20 protein-coding genes and 1 tRNA gene are annotated in these 14671 nt (G+C 30.9%); 8 read left to right on the top strand and 13 right to left on the bottom strand.

The window, feature by feature from the left end:
- Positions 1–18: 18 nt before the first annotated feature.
- The 10 genes from ITB9_RS06180 to udk all read right to left on the bottom strand — a co-directional run bounded on the left by ITB9_RS06180 (position 19) and on the right by udk (position 8272).
- Positions 19–660: a DUF5683 domain-containing protein gene (locus ITB9_RS06180; RefSeq protein ID WP_054851567.1), complete on the bottom strand. Its 642-nt coding sequence runs from the start codon at positions 658–660 to the stop codon at positions 19–21.
- Complete coding sequence (locus ITB9_RS06175; protein ID WP_054851566.1) at positions 650–1558, bottom strand: ParB/RepB/Spo0J family partition protein; 909 nt, start codon at positions 1556–1558, stop codon at positions 650–652. The genes ITB9_RS06180 and ITB9_RS06175 overlap by 11 nt, the downstream gene beginning before the upstream one ends.
- Before the next feature lie 3 nt (positions 1559–1561).
- Positions 1562–2326, bottom strand: coding sequence for a ParA family protein (locus ITB9_RS06170; protein ID WP_028607771.1), 765 nt, complete (start codon positions 2324–2326; stop codon positions 1562–1564).
- A gap of 247 nt (positions 2327–2573) precedes the next feature.
- The gene (scpA, locus tag ITB9_RS06165) at positions 2574–4694 is read right to left on the bottom strand and encodes a methylmalonyl-CoA mutase (protein WP_054851565.1); all 2121 of its coding nucleotides are present in this window, start codon (positions 4692–4694) and stop codon (positions 2574–2576) included.
- A complete protein-coding gene (locus tag ITB9_RS06160; protein ID WP_148638386.1) occupies positions 4694–5044 on the bottom strand; it encodes a hypothetical protein in 351 nt (116 codons plus the stop codon). Before ITB9_RS06160 ends, scpA begins: the two co-directional genes overlap by 1 nt.
- Positions 5031–5306: a hypothetical protein gene (locus ITB9_RS06155; RefSeq protein WP_054851563.1), complete on the bottom strand. Its 276-nt coding sequence runs from the start codon at positions 5304–5306 to the stop codon at positions 5031–5033. Before ITB9_RS06155 ends, ITB9_RS06160 begins: the two co-directional genes overlap by 14 nt.
- Before the next feature lie 28 nt (positions 5307–5334).
- Entirely contained in the window at positions 5335–6030 is a 696-nt protein-coding gene (locus tag ITB9_RS06150; protein WP_054851562.1) for a hypothetical protein, read from the bottom strand.
- A 13-nt stretch (positions 6031–6043) separates the two neighbouring features.
- A complete protein-coding gene (locus tag ITB9_RS06145) occupies positions 6044–7366 on the bottom strand; it encodes a methylmalonyl-CoA mutase subunit beta (RefSeq protein WP_054851561.1) in 1323 nt (440 codons plus the stop codon).
- A complete protein-coding gene (locus tag ITB9_RS06140) occupies positions 7359–7658 on the bottom strand; it encodes a septum formation initiator family protein (RefSeq protein WP_036600125.1) in 300 nt (99 codons plus the stop codon). Before ITB9_RS06140 ends, ITB9_RS06145 begins: the two co-directional genes overlap by 8 nt.
- A 5-nt stretch (positions 7659–7663) precedes the next feature.
- Positions 7664–8272 carry a uridine kinase gene (udk, locus tag ITB9_RS06135; RefSeq protein ID WP_054851560.1) on the bottom strand — a complete coding sequence of 203 codons (609 nt, stop codon included), beginning with the start codon at positions 8270–8272 and terminating at the stop codon, positions 7664–7666.
- A gap of 223 nt (positions 8273–8495) precedes the next feature.
- Between udk and ITB9_RS06130 the strand changes: the two genes are divergently transcribed.
- A tRNA-Pro gene (locus tag ITB9_RS06130) sits at positions 8496–8570 on the top strand.
- Between the two features lie 40 nt (positions 8571–8610).
- Here the strand turns inward: ITB9_RS06130 and ITB9_RS15600 are convergent.
- A complete protein-coding gene (locus tag ITB9_RS15600; RefSeq protein WP_187294258.1) occupies positions 8611–8763 on the bottom strand; it encodes a hypothetical protein in 153 nt (50 codons plus the stop codon).
- Between the two features lie 5 nt (positions 8764–8768).
- Complete coding sequence (locus ITB9_RS06125; protein ID WP_054851559.1) at positions 8769–10133, bottom strand: NAD-dependent succinate-semialdehyde dehydrogenase; 1365 nt, start codon at positions 10131–10133, stop codon at positions 8769–8771.
- A 190-nt stretch (positions 10134–10323) separates the two neighbouring features.
- On the opposite strand from ITB9_RS06125, the gene ITB9_RS06120 reads away from it, so the two are divergent.
- The 6 genes from ITB9_RS06120 (at position 10324) to ITB9_RS15330 (ending at position 13035) form a co-directional block, all read left to right on the top strand.
- The gene (locus ITB9_RS06120) at positions 10324–10650 is read left to right on the top strand and encodes a YtxH domain-containing protein (RefSeq protein WP_054851558.1); all 327 of its coding nucleotides are present in this window, start codon (positions 10324–10326) and stop codon (positions 10648–10650) included.
- A 1-nt stretch (position 10651) separates the two neighbouring features.
- Positions 10652–10999 (top strand): phage holin family protein, encoded by a 348-nt coding sequence (locus ITB9_RS06115; RefSeq protein ID WP_054851557.1) that lies wholly within the window; start codon positions 10652–10654, stop codon positions 10997–10999.
- A gap of 2 nt (positions 11000–11001) precedes the next feature.
- On the top strand, positions 11002–11202 hold the full coding sequence (locus ITB9_RS06110) for a hypothetical protein (RefSeq protein ID WP_028290491.1): 201 nt from the start codon (positions 11002–11004) through the stop codon (positions 11200–11202).
- Positions 11203–11222: 20 nt separating this feature from the next.
- Complete coding sequence (locus tag ITB9_RS06105) at positions 11223–11657, top strand: hemerythrin domain-containing protein (RefSeq protein ID WP_054851556.1); 435 nt, start codon at positions 11223–11225, stop codon at positions 11655–11657.
- A 10-nt stretch (positions 11658–11667) separates the two neighbouring features.
- A complete protein-coding gene (locus ITB9_RS06100) occupies positions 11668–12744 on the top strand; it encodes a DNA topoisomerase IB (RefSeq protein ID WP_054851555.1) in 1077 nt (358 codons plus the stop codon).
- Positions 12745–12876: 132 nt separating this feature from the next.
- Positions 12877–13035, top strand: a complete 159-nt coding sequence (locus tag ITB9_RS15330; protein ID WP_028607782.1) for a DUF1328 domain-containing protein — start codon at positions 12877–12879, stop codon at positions 13033–13035.
- A gap of 2 nt (positions 13036–13037) precedes the next feature.
- Here the strand turns inward: ITB9_RS15330 and ITB9_RS06095 are convergent, their stop codons facing one another.
- A complete protein-coding gene (locus ITB9_RS06095; protein ID WP_028290487.1) occupies positions 13038–13448 on the bottom strand; it encodes an arsenate reductase family protein in 411 nt (136 codons plus the stop codon).
- A 178-nt stretch (positions 13449–13626) separates the two neighbouring features.
- On the opposite strand from ITB9_RS06095, the gene trxB reads away from it, so the two are divergent.
- Positions 13627–14610, top strand: a complete 984-nt coding sequence (gene trxB, locus ITB9_RS06090) for a thioredoxin-disulfide reductase (protein ID WP_054851554.1) — start codon at positions 13627–13629, stop codon at positions 14608–14610.
- Positions 14611–14671 lie beyond the last annotated feature (61 nt).

Below are 14671 nucleotides of genomic sequence, written 5' to 3'. Positions count from 1 at the left end.
TTATTGAAAACTATAGTTTTAAAATTGAAAATTTAAAGTTAATCCTACACGACCCACATTATCAATTTCTTCAATTTGATAGTGTGGTTTTAAACTTAAATCGTCATTAATATTATATTGTAGTAAATGCGCATCAACATTGGCATCAATTATATTTAAAGCATACATGCCTACAGTTACTAAAAGTGATAATTCTTTATTTCTACGGTAGTTTTTTTGAGCTTCTCTTAGACCGTCATCGGTTATACGATCTTGGAATTCGTCATCAGAAAAACCCGCTAAACGTCTTTTATAAGCGTCTCTAGCGCGTTTATATTGCTTATTATTATCTATATAAAAATATATACCTGTTCCTAATGCAGCATAGACTATGGGGATTTTCCAATATTTTCCATTATAAGCTTGGCCTAAACCTGGTAAAATAGCAGAATAGAAAGCAGCTTTAGATGGTGCCAAAGGATCATAGGCTTTAGTTTTTTTTACAACTGTACTATCTATAATTACAGGTTTGTCTCTTTTTTTTTGTTTTAAGGATTTAGGTAGTTTTTTTGACGATTTAGCACTATCTGTTGTTTTGACAGCATCATCATCTGTTTGAGCAAAACCAATTGCACAAAATAAACAGAATATAACACAGAATAGATATGGCTTATTTACCACCTTCGACTAGCTTTTTAATACGATTAAAATCTTCTTCAGAATGAAAAGGAATCGTTATTTTACCTTTACCATTATTAGATACTTTAACGTCTATTTTATGTCCAAAGTATTCAGAAAATGTACTGATGCCTTTTTTAACAAAAATGGGTAATTGTTCTTTTTCTTTTTTAACAGGGATTTTGACTTCTTTTGTTGTGTTGTAGTTACGTACTAAAGCTTCAGTATCTCTAACAGAAAGTTTGTTAGCCAATATTTTTTCGTAAATCTCTAACTGTATATTTTGATCTTCAATATTAATTATAGCACGTCCATGACCCATAGATAAAAATCCGTCACGCATTCCTGTTTGAATAATTGGATCTAATTTTAATAGACGTAAATAGTTAGAAATGGTACTGCGTTTTTTTCCAACACGCTCACTCATTTGGTCTTGAGTCAGCTCAATTTCATCAATCAAACGTTGGTACGACAAAGCAATTTCTATAGGGTCTAAATCTTGACGTTGGATATTTTCTACCAATGCCATAGTCAGACTTTCCTGATCATTAGCTATCCTGATATAAGCAGGAATAGTTTCTAAACCAATGGATTTTGAAGCTCTAAAACGACGCTCTCCAGAAACTAATTGATATTTTTCAAATCCTAATTTTCTAACAGTAATAGGTTGTATAACTCCTAACTCTCTGATAGAAGATGCCAACTCACGTAAAGTTTCTTCGTTAAAATTAGTACGTGGCTGAAATGGATTCATTTCAATAGCTTCTAAATCTAACTCAACTATGTTTCCTATAACTTTATCTGCATTTTTATCTTTTGCAGATTGAATATCATTTTCTGGATCTTTTAATAATGCTGAAAGTCCACGTCCTAAAGCCTGTTTTTTTGTTGCCTTCGCCATATTTTAGGAGTTTTTTGTAATAATTTCTTTTGCTAAACTTAAATAGTTACTTGCACCTTTACTTGATGCGTCATAGTTTATAATGCTTTCTCCATAACTTGGTGCTTCACTTAACTTAACATTACGTTGAATGATAGTTGAAAACACCATGTCGTTAAAATGCTTTTGCACTTCTTCTACGACTTGATTAGATAAACGTAAACGTGAATCGTACATAGTAAGTAGTAAGCCTTCAATATCTAATTCTGGGTTGTGTATCTTTTGAACACTTTTTACAGTGTTTAATAGTTTTCCTAAACCTTCTAATGCAAAATACTCACATTGTATTGGTATAATTACAGCGTCTGAGGCTGTTAAAGCATTAAGGGTAAGTAAGCCTAAAGAAGGCGCACAGTCAATTAAGATATAATCGTAGTGATCTTTGATGTCTTCTAATGCTTTTTTAAGCATGTATTCTCTTTGGTCTTTATCTACAAGTTCTATTTCAATAGCAACTAAGTCTATATGAGCAGGAATAAGATCAAGGTTAGGCGAATCTGTTTTTAATACAGCTTGTGCAGCCGAGTTTGTATGCTCTAATAATTGGTAGGTACCAATATCTACACTTTCAACATCTATACCTAAACCAGATGTTGCATTAGCTTGTGGATCTGCATCAATAAGTAGGACTTTTTTTTCTAAAACACCTAGTGAAGCTGCTAAGTTTACTGAGGTTGTTGTTTTACCAACACCACCTTTTTGATTGGCAATTGCTATTATTTTACCCATTAATTCGATTTGGTTTTATTGAAATTTTAGCTTTTAACAAAAGCTAAAAGACCAGCGTAAAAATACAATTATTTATGACTAATAAAAACCTTAGTTGTTAACAATGTTTTAAATGAAACAACCTTGGTTTATAAACCTGCTTTAAACCTCTATTTTAATGATGGTTATGCTTTAAATATAAAAACAAACTCACATTTTTGTATATAATTTATAAATTTGATTGTTTTTGTAGGAATTTGATGAGTGATTAATCTATTAAAATTTCCAAAATTTTAATAGCTGCATCACTAATTTTTGTTCCAGGCCCAAAAACTGCAACAGCACCTGCGTCAAATAAATATTGGTAATCTTGTTTAGGTATCACTCCTCCAACAATTACCATTATATCGTCACGACCGTATTTTTTTAGTTCTTCAATAACTTGCGGAACCAAAGTTTTATGTCCAGCTGCAAGAGAGGATACACCAAGTATGTGTACATCATTTTCTACCGCTTGTTTTGCAGCTTCTTCTGGAGTTTGGAATAATGGTCCAATGTCTACATCAAAGCCTACATCTGCATAGCCAGTTGCTACAACTTTTGCACCACGATCATGTCCATCTTGTCCCATTTTTGCAATCATTATACGTGGTCTTCTACCATCTTGATCTGCAAATTGGTCTGCTAATACTCTTGCTTTTGCAAAAGACTTATCATCTTTAATTTCTTTACTATACACGCCAGAAAATGATTTTATTTGTGCTTTATAGCGTCCAAATTCAGCTTCAAGAGCGTCACTAATTTCACCTAAAGTAGCTCTTTCACGAGCAGCTATTACAGCTAAAGCTAATAAATTTTCTTGACCTGTTTTAGCAGCTTTAGTTAAATTGGCTAAAGCTTGATTCACTTTATTTGTATCTCTAGTGGCTTTTATCTTTTCTAAACCTTCAATTTGTTGTAATCGTACAGTTTGGTTGTCTACTTCAAGCGTTGCAATAGCATCCTCTTCATCTAGTACATATTTGTTAACTCCAACAATTATATCTTGACCAGAATCAATACGTGCTTGTTTTCTAGCAGCAGCTTCTTCAATACGTAACTTTGGTATACCAGCTTCAATTGCTTTTGTCATACCACCTAAAGCTTCAACTTCTTCAATTAAAGACCAAGCTTTTTCAGTAATATCATGTGTGAGTTTTTCGACATAATAGCTACCTGCCCAAGGATCAACTGTTTTAGTGATATTAGTTTCTTCTTGTAAAAATATTTGTGTGTTACGTGCAATTCTAGCAGAAAAGTCTGTAGGTAATGCTATGGCTTCATCTAATGCATTAGTGTGTAAGCTTTGTGTACCACCAAAAGCAGCAGCAGCAGCTTCAATGGTTGTTCTAGCTACATTATTAAAAGGATCTTGTTCGGTTAAACTCCAACCACTAGTTTGGCAATGTGTACGTAGTGCTAAACTTTTAGGGTTTTTAGGGTTAAATTGACTTACTAATTTTGCCCAAAGCATTCTAGCAGATCGCATTTTTGCAATTTCCATAAAATGATTCATCCCAATTGCCCAGAAAAAGGATAATCTTGGCGCAAAAGTGTCTATATCCATTCCTGCAGCCAGTCCTTTTCTAATATATTCTAGCCCATCAGCAAGTGTATATGCTAGTTCAATATCGCAAGTTGCTCCAGCTTCTTGCATATGATAGCCAGAAATACTAATGCTATTAAATTTAGGCATATTTTGACTAGTGTATTCAAAAATATCCGAAATGATTTTCATGGAAGGAGTAGGAGGATAGATGTAAGTATTACGTACCATAAACTCCTTTAAAATATCATTTTGAATTGTTCCTGCCAGTAATTCAGGTTTAACACCTTGCTCTTCAGCTGCTACAATATAAAAAGCCATGATAGGTAAAACTGCTCCATTCATGGTCATTGAAACAGACATTTTATCTAATGGGATTTGATCAAATAACACTTTCATGTCTTCAACCGAGTCTATCGCAACTCCTGCTTTACCAACATCTCCAACAACACGTGGATGATCAGAATCATACCCTCTGTGAGTTGCTAAGTCAAAAGCAACAGATAATCCTTTTTGACCAGCTTCAAGATTACGTCTGTAAAAGGCGTTACTTTCTTCAGCTGTACTAAAACCTGCATATTGACGTATAGTCCAAGGTCTTCTAACGTACATTGTGCTGTAAGGTCCACGTAAATTAGGTGCTAATCCAGCAACAAAATTTATATGATTGACTTGACTTAAATCGTCTTTAGAATATTCAGATTTAATACTAATGTCTTCTGCAGTTAAAAACGTATTGTTGTTTGTTTTTAACTTTTTTGCGTCAGATTTTAGGGTTATATGTTGAAGGTCTTTTCTAGCCATTAGTTAATTATGGTTTTTTGTATGAACTTATTATAATCTCTGTTCAATAAAGAGCGAAAGGTTATTATAAAAGATTTAGAATTAGAACTTACAGCATATATAGTTGAATAGCTAGAAGGTTCTGTCTCTGAATCAATTTTAAATTTAGTCATAAAAGCTTTTGTTTTATGGTTTCCTGAATAGCCTGATTTTATCTTTGTACATGTACTATTGGTTGTTTCGGCAATTTCTTGACAATGATGCGTTAATAAAGATGACATGTAATTAGAATCTTTTTTACTAAATGGATAATAATCAATCATTTTTATGGAAACATCTGTAGTATGATTTGCAGATCTAAAGAAGTACACGTTTTTTTTTTGAATATTTTAAAATATTATAACGCAATATCTCAGATTCTCTAGCTATTGAATCTTCAATAGTATTGAGCATTCTTTTGTATTCAACTAAGTTATATTGATGTAAGGTATTAGGTAAATAAATATCAATATTATCTTTTTTTAAGTTGAAATATTTACCAAATATCTCTTGTTTGACAACAGTTTGTTTCTTTTTCTCTTCACAAGAAAAATAAATAAATAGTGTTATTAATATTGAAATTTTTATTTTCAAACTGTGTTTCGATTAAGTGGTTTACTTATTAGTTGTGATTATGTCCTGTATGGTCAATATTATTATTAATAGGTTCTTTAACTTTTAAAGGTGTTTTAGCAGGTGTCTTATTAAAATCTATTGGTTCTGGTTTTGGTGTGTTTGCTGTTAAATCTACTTTAGAAAAATCTATGTCATGTAATTTAGAATAGTATAAATCTAAAGCAACAAAAGTTGCTAAATAGGCATCTCTTGAGTATGCAGTACTACTTCTTAATGGTGCAGCAAATAAATCCGAACTCATACTATTAACAGATAATAATGACTGTATGGTTTGCTTTAAGTTTTTGTCGTTTAAATTGTCAATAATACATGTTACTTCAGGGCTACTGTAGTTTAACTGTTTGCCATTCCATAATGTTTTTTTGGATTTTAAAACATCAAACACAGCTTTAGTGTGAGGTGAAACGGTTTCCTGTAAAGCGGTTCTGTTAGAAATGTAATTACTGATATATGCACGATAAGCGCGTAATTTGTTTTTTTGTTTTGGGTCGTATTTATTAATAATATCACTCTCAAAAGTATACAAAGCTTCTTTTAAAATAGCGTCATAACCTGTATTACAAGTTATGGTTTCTTTTTGGTCAGCGTATTTAAATTGTTCAAGCTTAGCTTCATTTGTATTACAACTTAAATTAAAAGCAATGATTAATAATAATGAAATTTTTAAAATACGTGTACTCATGGTTGTTTTTATTTTATTCGGTTTTTAAACGATTTTGTTCAAGGGTTTCGGCTAATCTTTTTTCTATAATAGGTTCGATTAAAGTTTGTCTTGGGTTCATTTTAACAAAAGGATACAATTCCAGCTCATTTTGCATTTTGTCATTTTTATTAGGATGTTTATTGGTTCCTAACAAAGTGACTTGTCCATTATCAAATTGTTCTTGTTCTTTGGCAGCGCTTTCTTTTATTTTTTTCTGAATACTGCCTTCTTTTAACTGAGCGATAAAACCACCATTAGCCTCAATATCTTTAAAGATAATTAAAGCTTTATCTGCTAATTGAGAGGTTAAAGTTTCGATGTAATAACTACCGTCTGAAGCATTGTTGACAATATCAAAATAGCTTTCGTTTTTTAAAATTAACAATTGGTTTCTGGCAATACGCTCGCCAAACTCGTTATCTTTATGGTAAATAGCGTCGTAAGGCAAGTTAAAAACTGTGTTTGCACCACCTAAAATGGCACTCATACACTCCGTTGTAGTCCTAAGCATGTTAGTATTGTAGTCGTAAATAGTTTTATTACGTTTACTTGGAATTGCATTAATTACCAAATCTGCATCACAATTATACTCAGCTGCTAAAGTGTTATAAAGTGCACGAAAAGCACGAAGTTTTGCAATTTCAAAAAAGTAATTGGTACTAATGGCTACATTAAAAGTAACCTGTTGTATTGCAGAAACATCAGCTTGAGCAACATTAAAATATTCGTTTAAATGTGATAAACCATACGCTAATTGTTGCGTTATATTTGCTCCTGCATTTTGATACGTATCAGTATTAATGGTAATAGTATTACTAACTATTAAGCTGTTATTGGTTGTGTTAAACCAGTTACCTGATTTAGCAAAGTGACCAATTGGATCTATAATTAATACTGCTTTCGCAGAAATTTTAGCCAGTTGATCTATATATTCTTGGTCAAAAAACTGAAGTTCTATTTTAATATCGGCAGTGTCAAGGTTAATATTTAATAGTGTTTTTTCAATTGAAATAGAGTTGTTAGGGATTACAAACTTTATTGTTTGCGCACCTCTGTTTAAAGCATCAATAGCCTTAAGGTTTGCAGCACTTTCATTTTGAACAAATATAATTTGGCCAATCGTCCATTGTTGCGGTCTGATGGTTAATATTTCAGTCATTTCATCTTGATGATAAAATGGTCTAACATCTATACCATGATTGGTGTTCCAAATTAAAGTATCATTATAATCAGCACCTTTTAAATCTACATGTATTTTTTGTTTCCATGCTTTAGAGGATACTTTTTCAAATGCGGAAAAAAGTGAATTATTCATTGTTATTAGTCTTTAAACTGTCAGCATACTCGATGATATAAATATCTTCGTTCTCTTTTTTCATATAATATTTTTCTCTAGCAAACGTCTCTAGACCATCTTCGCTAGTCAAACGTTTGATAGCTTGCTTATCCTTAATGATTTCTTTTTTGTAGTATTCTTTTTCATCTTCCAATTTATTTTTTTCTTGGTTGACGTCATTATGGTTTAGCAAAGAATTGGTATCAAAAAATATCATCCATACACCAAAAATGATGAGGATAAGAATATATATGTTTTTGAACCATTTCATCTTAATTACTGAAGTTTTTCGTTAATAATTGTTTTAACAATACCAACAGCAACTGTATTATATTTGTTGTTAGGTATAATTATATCAGCATACTCCATCATTGGTTGTATAAATTGCTGGTGCATTGGTTTAAGTGTGTTTTGGTAACGTGTTAAAACCTCGTCAATATCTCTACCACGTTCAGTAATGTCGCGTTTAAGTCTTCTAATAAGTCGTTCATCACTATCCGCATGCACAAAAATTTTAATATCAAACATCTCTCTCAATTCAGGATGTGTTAAAATTAAAATACCTTCTACAATCATCACCTTTCTAGGTTTAGTTCTGATGGTGTCACCAGTTCTGTTGTGTTTTACAAACGAATATACAGGTTGGTCAATTGGTTGACCTTGTTTTAATTCTTTTAAATGTTGTTCTAATAATTCAAAATCTATTGATCTTGGGTGATCAAAATTAATTTTAATACGCTCATCATAAGTTAAATGACTTGTATCTTTATAATATGAATCTTGAGAAATAATACCAACTTCTCCTTCTGGTAACTGAGTTAAAATTTGATTAACAACCGTCGTTTTACCACAACCAGTTCCTCCTGCAATACCTATAATTAGCATAATATTTTATTAAATCTTTTAAAGTACAAATTTAATAAAATCTTTAGGATGTTTGTTATTGATGTTGTGTAAATGCAAATTAGTTTTATTTAATTATGTAGAAATTTTCTTGCTAGATTTATTTTTAAAAAATTATTTTGAAAAAATAACTTTAGTTTAAAGAAAAGGTATATATTTGCACCTCCAAAAAAACAAATAGTTTTTAAGGAAAGATAATCAAATTCGGGGTGTAGCGTAGCCCGGTTATCGCGCCACGTTTGGGACGTGGAGGCCGCAGGTTCGAATCCTGCCACCCCGACTTTTAAAGCTTCAGTATTTACTGAAGCTTTTTTTATATATTAAAACCATTTAAATATATAACCTGATGCGATTACCGCTGTTATTAATACTATTAGAACGACAGCTATAAATCCTCCTGTGCGTTTTGTGGTTTTGTCTTTTTGTAAAATGTAATCTTTTGTGTTTTCGTTTTTCTCTTTTATCAAACTCATAGTTTTTATTTATTAATATATACTGTTTTAGTGTTTACAAATTCTAAAATACCTTCTTTAGATAATTCTCTTCCATAACCTGATGCTTTTGTACCACCAAATGGTAATCTTGGGTCTGACTTAACCATTTCGTTTATAAAAAGTGCACCATCAGGAATTTGACTAATATCTTGATAAATGTTATCAATATCTTCGGTGAATATCATGGTTCCTAAACCAAATCTTGAATTTTTGGCAAGATTTAAAGCTTCGGTTTTGTCTTTTGCTTTAATTATTGCTGCAACAGGACCAAAAGTTTCTTCTTTAAATATTGGCATGTCAGTAGTTACTTCTGTAATGATTGTTGGTTGGTATTTTGCTTTATCTCTTAAGTTTCCATAATGAACCTTAGCTCCTAATTGTAATGATTTAGAAACTTGTTCTTCTAGCTCTTTAGCTAAATCTTCTCTAGCCATAGAGGTACTGTAAGCATTATAGTCTTTAGGACTTGCTTGTTTTAAGTCTTTTACTTTATTAGTAAACTTTGTTAAGAATGTGTCATAAATATTTTTAGTTACAATAAACCTTTTTGCAGCAATACAGCTTTGACCATTATTTTGCATACGTGCTTTTACCATTGTATCTATATATTTATCTAGATTAGCATCATCTAATACGACGCATGCATTATTTCCTCCTAACTCTAAGACTGTTTTTTTTAAGTTTTTTCCTGCTAAAGCAGCAATGCTTCGACCTGCTTTTTCGCTACCAGTTAATGTTACCGCTTTTATAGTATCGTTTTCTAATAAGCTGTCCATTTGATCATGTTGAATGATTAAGGTTTGAAAGCAACCTTCAGGATATCCAGCATCAGTAAAAAGTTTTTGAATGGCTAAAGCAGTTCCTGTTACATTAGAAGCATGTTTTAAAAGCCCGACATTACCTGCAGTTAAAGTTGGAACAGCAAATCTAAAGACTTGCCAAAATGGGTAATTCCAAGGCATTATGGCTAGAATTGCTCCTAATGGGTCGTAACTAATGAAGCTTTCTGAAGCTTCGGTTTCAATAATTTGATCTGCTAAAAAGTTTTCCGCATTAGCGATATAAAAATCACATAAGGTTGCACATTTTTCGATTTCAGCTATACTTTGGGATATAGGTTTCCCCATTTCTTCAGTCATTAAATTAGCATACTCTTGTTTATTGTCTTCAAGTAAATTGGCTAAATTCTTTAAAAGTTTAACTCTGTGTGCTATTGGTTTGTTACTCCAATCGTTAAATGTTTGATTAGCAGTTTTAAGTTTAGAATTGACTTCAGGATTTGAATTAAAGTTGTAAGATTTTAATTTTTCGCCTGTAAACGGATTATAGGTTTCAACTTGCTTTTTCATCTCTTTTTGTTTTTGTTAAAATTATGAATAATCAGTATTTTTAGCTTTGTAATTTTGTGTTTTAACATAGATTTATCACTTTATTTAAAGTTTTATTAAGAATTATTTAATGTTAAAATTTTATCTTTGAGTAAGTTACTTTGAGAGAGCTCTTAGAGTAAATTTATTAACCAAAAAAACAAAAAGAAAAATGAGCAAGAACACAAACACAGCATTAGGATTATTATTAGGAGGAGCAATTGGTACAGCAGTTGGAATTTTATTTGCACCAGATAAAGGAAGCAATACTAGAAAGAAACTTAAAGATGATGCGGTTGCTACCAAGGATAAACTAACCGATAGTGCTTTACATATGAAAGATCAAGTAACTAGTACTTTGACTTCTAAAAAACATACGTTAGATACTCAATTAGAATCAATAGTATCTGATGTAAGTTACAAAGCAGATGACGTTATTACAACTTTAGAGAATAAGTTGAAAGAATTAAAATTGAAGAACAAAAAACTTCAGAAATAAGATGACTGTATTTGAATCGATACAAGACTCGTCCAACCAAGCTATAGATAAAGGAGAGGAATATCTTAAAAAATCTCATGAGTACTACAAATTAAAAGTTTTTGAGCAACTAACTACATCTGTAAGTTTAGTTTTAAAAGCACTTTTAATTGGTGGTTTAATTTTGATTGCTTTTGTTTTTATGGCAATAGCAGCTTCCATTGCCTTAGGTAATGTAATGGGTAGTTATTCAGGTGGATTTTTAATAGTTGGTTTATTTTTTATTGTTTTTGCAATTATTATATACGTTGCTAGAAAACACATAAATAATAAAGTCATCCAATCTATATCTAAAACCTTTTTTGAATAATTATGGCACAATATAAAACACAAGAAGATATTGAAATTAATTTAAAGCGTTTACGTCTTGAAAAAGATATTGCTTGGGAAGAACTTAAAGGCATTAAAGGAGATTTTAAAGAAGCAGTCCAACTACCAAATTGGTTACAAACTGGATACAAAATGATTTCTAAATTTAGTACCATGATGCTATTAAAAAGAATTATTAAATAATTAACCACAAAACAACCACCATGACTATATTTGAATCTATTAGAAAAGACCACGATACACAACGTCACTTACTTGATAGACTTGTTAAAACAGAAGGCGACAGTGACCAAAGAGATGATATATACAAATCGTTAAAAAATGAATTAGAAATTCACGCTCAAGCTGAAGAGCGCCATTTTTATAAGCCATTAATTAGTAATGATATGATGCAAGAGAAAGCCAGACACGGTATTGCTGAACATCATGAAATAGATGAATTGATTAATCAATTAGATGAGACCGATTACAGCTCGTCTGCATGGTTGAAAATAGCTAAAGATCTTAAAGAAAAAGTTGAGCATCATTTGGAAGACGAGGAGCATGTTTTTTTTCAATTGGCTGGAAAAGTTTTTAATGAAAATGAAAAAGAAAGCTTAGCAAAACAGTATAGTGATTACATGGTGAATAACCTTTAATTTTAACAAATTGAAGGCTTTAACAAAACAAATTTACAATCAAATTCTTTTACAACCAGAACAGGTTATAGAAGAATTTGATTTGGTTTATACCAATCCGTCCAACTTAAAAATTATAAGAGAAAGACAGGATGATAATTTTATTTTTAAACTGAAAAATAAAATTATCAAAGAAAAAACGGAGCTAACCAGAATTAATAACTTAGTTATACCTCCAGCTTGGAAAAACGTTAAGATTTCTGAATTAAAAAATGGTCACCTTCAAGTTGTTGGAAGAGATGCTAAAAGACGTAAACAATACCGCTACCATCCTAAATGGAATAAAATAAGGAATCAGACTAAATTTTATAAAATGTATTTGTTTGGCCAACAGCTACCAAATATTCGTGCTCAAGTGGATTTGGATTTAGATCAAAACACTTGGACTAAAACTAAAGTTTTAGCTTTAATTGTAAGATTAATTGAAGAAACGCATATAAGAGTTGGAAATACTCAGTATGCAAAGCGAAATGAGACTTATGGCTTAACTACACTTAGAAGTAAGCATGTTAATACTTATAAGGATAGAATTTTATTTGAATTTACAGGAAAGAAAGGTAAAGAATATAAAATTTCATTAAGAAATAAGAAATTAATACGTTTAGTTAATAAATGTGAAGACATACCTGGTTGGGAATTGTTTCAGTATTACGATGAATTTGGAGAAAAACACAAGGTGGATAGTACCATGTTGAATGATTATTTAAAAACCTTAAGCGGAACTTTATTTACAGCAAAAGACTTTAGGACTTGGGCAGCAAGTATCATTTGCTTTGAAACCCTAAAATCTATTGGTTATGTTTCTAATGTAAAACAAAATAATAAAAATATAATTCAAGCTATAGACGTTGCAGCACAGCAATTAGGTAATAGTCGTAATGTGTGTAAAAAATATTATATACATCCAGCTGTTATTAGTAGTTATCAAGATGGCACAATTGTAAATTACTTTAAGCAGGAAGCATTAGCCAGAAAAACAGCAAATTTCACCAAAATGGAACATGTGATGATGCAGTTACTTAAATCTTATCAGCCTCAGTTTGATTAATATTTTTCTTAATGACTTCTTAAAAATTTGATATTACTGTTAAGTGCAGTTAAAGTCTTTGTAAATGCGTGTTAAACAATGTTATACAGTATTTTTTAGGTTTTATATTTGTAAAACTAAATATAATTAAACATGCGTTGGACTATTTTTTTTATAACATTTGCGTTTATATCTGCTGTGTTGGGATTTGGACATATTGCAGGTAACTTAGCTATTATAGCTAAGTTATGCTTCTTTATTTTTATAGCCTTATTTTTAGCAAGATTATATAAAACGATAAACGAATATTAAACTTATATGTGTTTTTTATCGTCAATAATGTTCGAGCTTCCTTCTAGATATTGTCTAGCTTCAGAGGGATTTTCAATTTTATAAAATTTATCACCAATAACTAATATAGAAAAGGCAACGACTTGAGGACTTTTTTGTATTACTTTAAGCCAATCTTCATTATTTAAATTATTATCAGAATTATAATTATTTGTATAATCTGGATGCTGTTTGTTTACTAAATCTGCAACAGATATATTTAATTTATCACAAATTTCAATCCATTGTGTATCTGCAACTTTTGTTTTAGAAAAATCTATAGTTGAAAGCTTTTTCAAGCTATCTGTAACATATGCTAAAGTTTGTTTGTCTAAGTTGCTGTTAGAGTTGTAATAAAAAGTTGTTTTGTTGTTATTGGTGGCTATAATTCCCATGATTTAGTTTTGTTTGTATTTAAGGGTTAAGTTATAATATTTGAATTATAATTTTCTTAAAAAAAAATCAAAAATTACAGTATAAGAACTGTTTATGATTAAATAATAACTTTTAATAATTGTAGTGTAAGTTTTCTTTTAAAAATTCTACTTTTGTAACAGATAAAATGATAAAATTATGTCAGACACAATAGAAAGAGTAAAATGCTTAATAATAGGTTCTGGTCCTGCTGGTTATACAGCAGCAATCTATGCAGCTAGAGCTAATATGAGTCCTGTTTTATATCAAGGCGCTCAACCAGGAGGGCAATTAACAACAACCAATGAGGTTGAAAATTTCCCTGGATATCCTGACGGAATTACTGGTCCTGAAATGATGATGGAACTTCAAAAACAAGCAGAACGTTTTGAGGCTGATATTAGAAATGGTTGGATTACTAAAGTGGATTTTTCTGGAGATGTACATAAAGTGTGGGTCAATGATGAGAAAGAAATACACTGTGATACTGTAATTATCTCTACAGGAGCTAGTGCTAAATACTTAGGACTTGACTCAGAGCAAAAATATTTAAATCTTGGTGGTGGAGTATCTGCTTGTGCAGTATGTGATGGATTTTTCTATCGTAATCAAGAAGTTGTAATTGTTGGAGCAGGAGATAGTGCTTGTGAAGAGGCTCATTACCTATCAAAACTATGTTCTAAAGTTACAATGTTGGTACGTCGTGACGAGTTTAGAGCTTCAAAAATTATGGCAGAACGTGTTAAAAACACTGAAAATATTGAGATATTATTTAATACTGAAACAGAAGAGGTTATTGGTGATGGTCAAGTTGTAACTGGTGTACAAGTAAAAAACAATCAAACTAATGATCAACATTTAATATCAGCTACTGGATTTTTTGTTGCTATTGGACACAAGCCTAATACAGATATTTTTAAAGGCTTTATAGATTTAGATGAAACAGGTTACATTATTAATGCTAAACCAGGAACTTCAAAAACTAATGTTGATGGCGTTTTTGTAAGTGGTGATGCTGCAGATCATGTTTATAGACAAGCTATTACAGCTGCTGGAACAGGATGTATGGCTGCTTTAGATGCAGAGCGTTATTTGGCTGCTAAAGATGCTAACTTTGAAGTAAGTACTTCAAATTATAACTAAAGTTTTAAAAACTTAATCATAAAAACNNANATATATAGTTAGTTATTATTATTATTATTAT

The organism is Olleya sp. ITB9 (genome assembly GCF_001315805.1).
GTDB lineage: Bacteria > Bacteroidota > Bacteroidia > Flavobacteriales > Flavobacteriaceae > Olleya > Olleya sediminilitoris.
Note: the sequence above shows the minus strand (reverse complement) of the source record. Positions and strands in the feature narration are given on the sequence as shown.

Excerpts from the sequence above, each read along its gene's own strand:
- ITB9_RS15330 (WP_028607782.1), top strand. The coding sequence starts at position 12,877 with ATGCGTTGGACTATTTTTTTTATAACATTTGCGTTTATATCTGCTGTG.
- scpA (WP_054851565.1), bottom strand. The coding sequence starts at position 4,694 with ATGGCTAGAAAAGACCTTCAACATATAACCCTAAAATCTGACGCAAAA.
- ITB9_RS06105 (WP_054851556.1), top strand. The coding sequence starts at position 11,223 with ATGACTATATTTGAATCTATTAGAAAAGACCACGATACACAACGTCAC.
- ITB9_RS06145 (WP_054851561.1), bottom strand. The coding sequence starts at position 7,366 with ATGAATAATTCACTTTTTTCCGCATTTGAAAAAGTATCCTCTAAAGCA.
- ITB9_RS06125 (WP_054851559.1), bottom strand. The coding sequence starts at position 10,133 with ATGAAAAAGCAAGTTGAAACCTATAATCCGTTTACAGGCGAAAAATTA.
- ITB9_RS06095 (WP_028290487.1), bottom strand. The coding sequence starts at position 13,448 with ATGGGAATTATAGCCACCAATAACAACAAAACAACTTTTTATTACAAC.
- ITB9_RS06150 (WP_054851562.1), bottom strand. The coding sequence starts at position 6,030 with ATGAGTACACGTATTTTAAAAATTTCATTATTATTAATCATTGCTTTT.
- udk (WP_054851560.1), bottom strand. The coding sequence starts at position 8,272 with ATGCTAATTATAGGTATTGCAGGAGGAACTGGTTGTGGTAAAACGACG.
- ITB9_RS06175 (WP_054851566.1), bottom strand. The coding sequence starts at position 1,558 with ATGGCGAAGGCAACAAAAAAACAGGCTTTAGGACGTGGACTTTCAGCA.
- ITB9_RS06170 (WP_028607771.1), bottom strand. The coding sequence starts at position 2,326 with ATGGGTAAAATAATAGCAATTGCCAATCAAAAAGGTGGTGTTGGTAAA.
- ITB9_RS15600 (WP_187294258.1), bottom strand. The coding sequence starts at position 8,763 with ATGAGTTTGATAAAAGAGAAAAACGAAAACACAAAAGATTACATTTTA.
- ITB9_RS06115 (WP_054851557.1), top strand. The coding sequence starts at position 10,652 with ATGACTGTATTTGAATCGATACAAGACTCGTCCAACCAAGCTATAGAT.
- ITB9_RS06120 (WP_054851558.1), top strand. The coding sequence starts at position 10,324 with ATGAGCAAGAACACAAACACAGCATTAGGATTATTATTAGGAGGAGCA.
- ITB9_RS06110 (WP_028290491.1), top strand. The coding sequence starts at position 11,002 with ATGGCACAATATAAAACACAAGAAGATATTGAAATTAATTTAAAGCGT.
- trxB (WP_054851554.1), top strand. The coding sequence starts at position 13,627 with ATGTCAGACACAATAGAAAGAGTAAAATGCTTAATAATAGGTTCTGGT.
- ITB9_RS06140 (WP_036600125.1), bottom strand. The coding sequence starts at position 7,658 with ATGAAATGGTTCAAAAACATATATATTCTTATCCTCATCATTTTTGGT.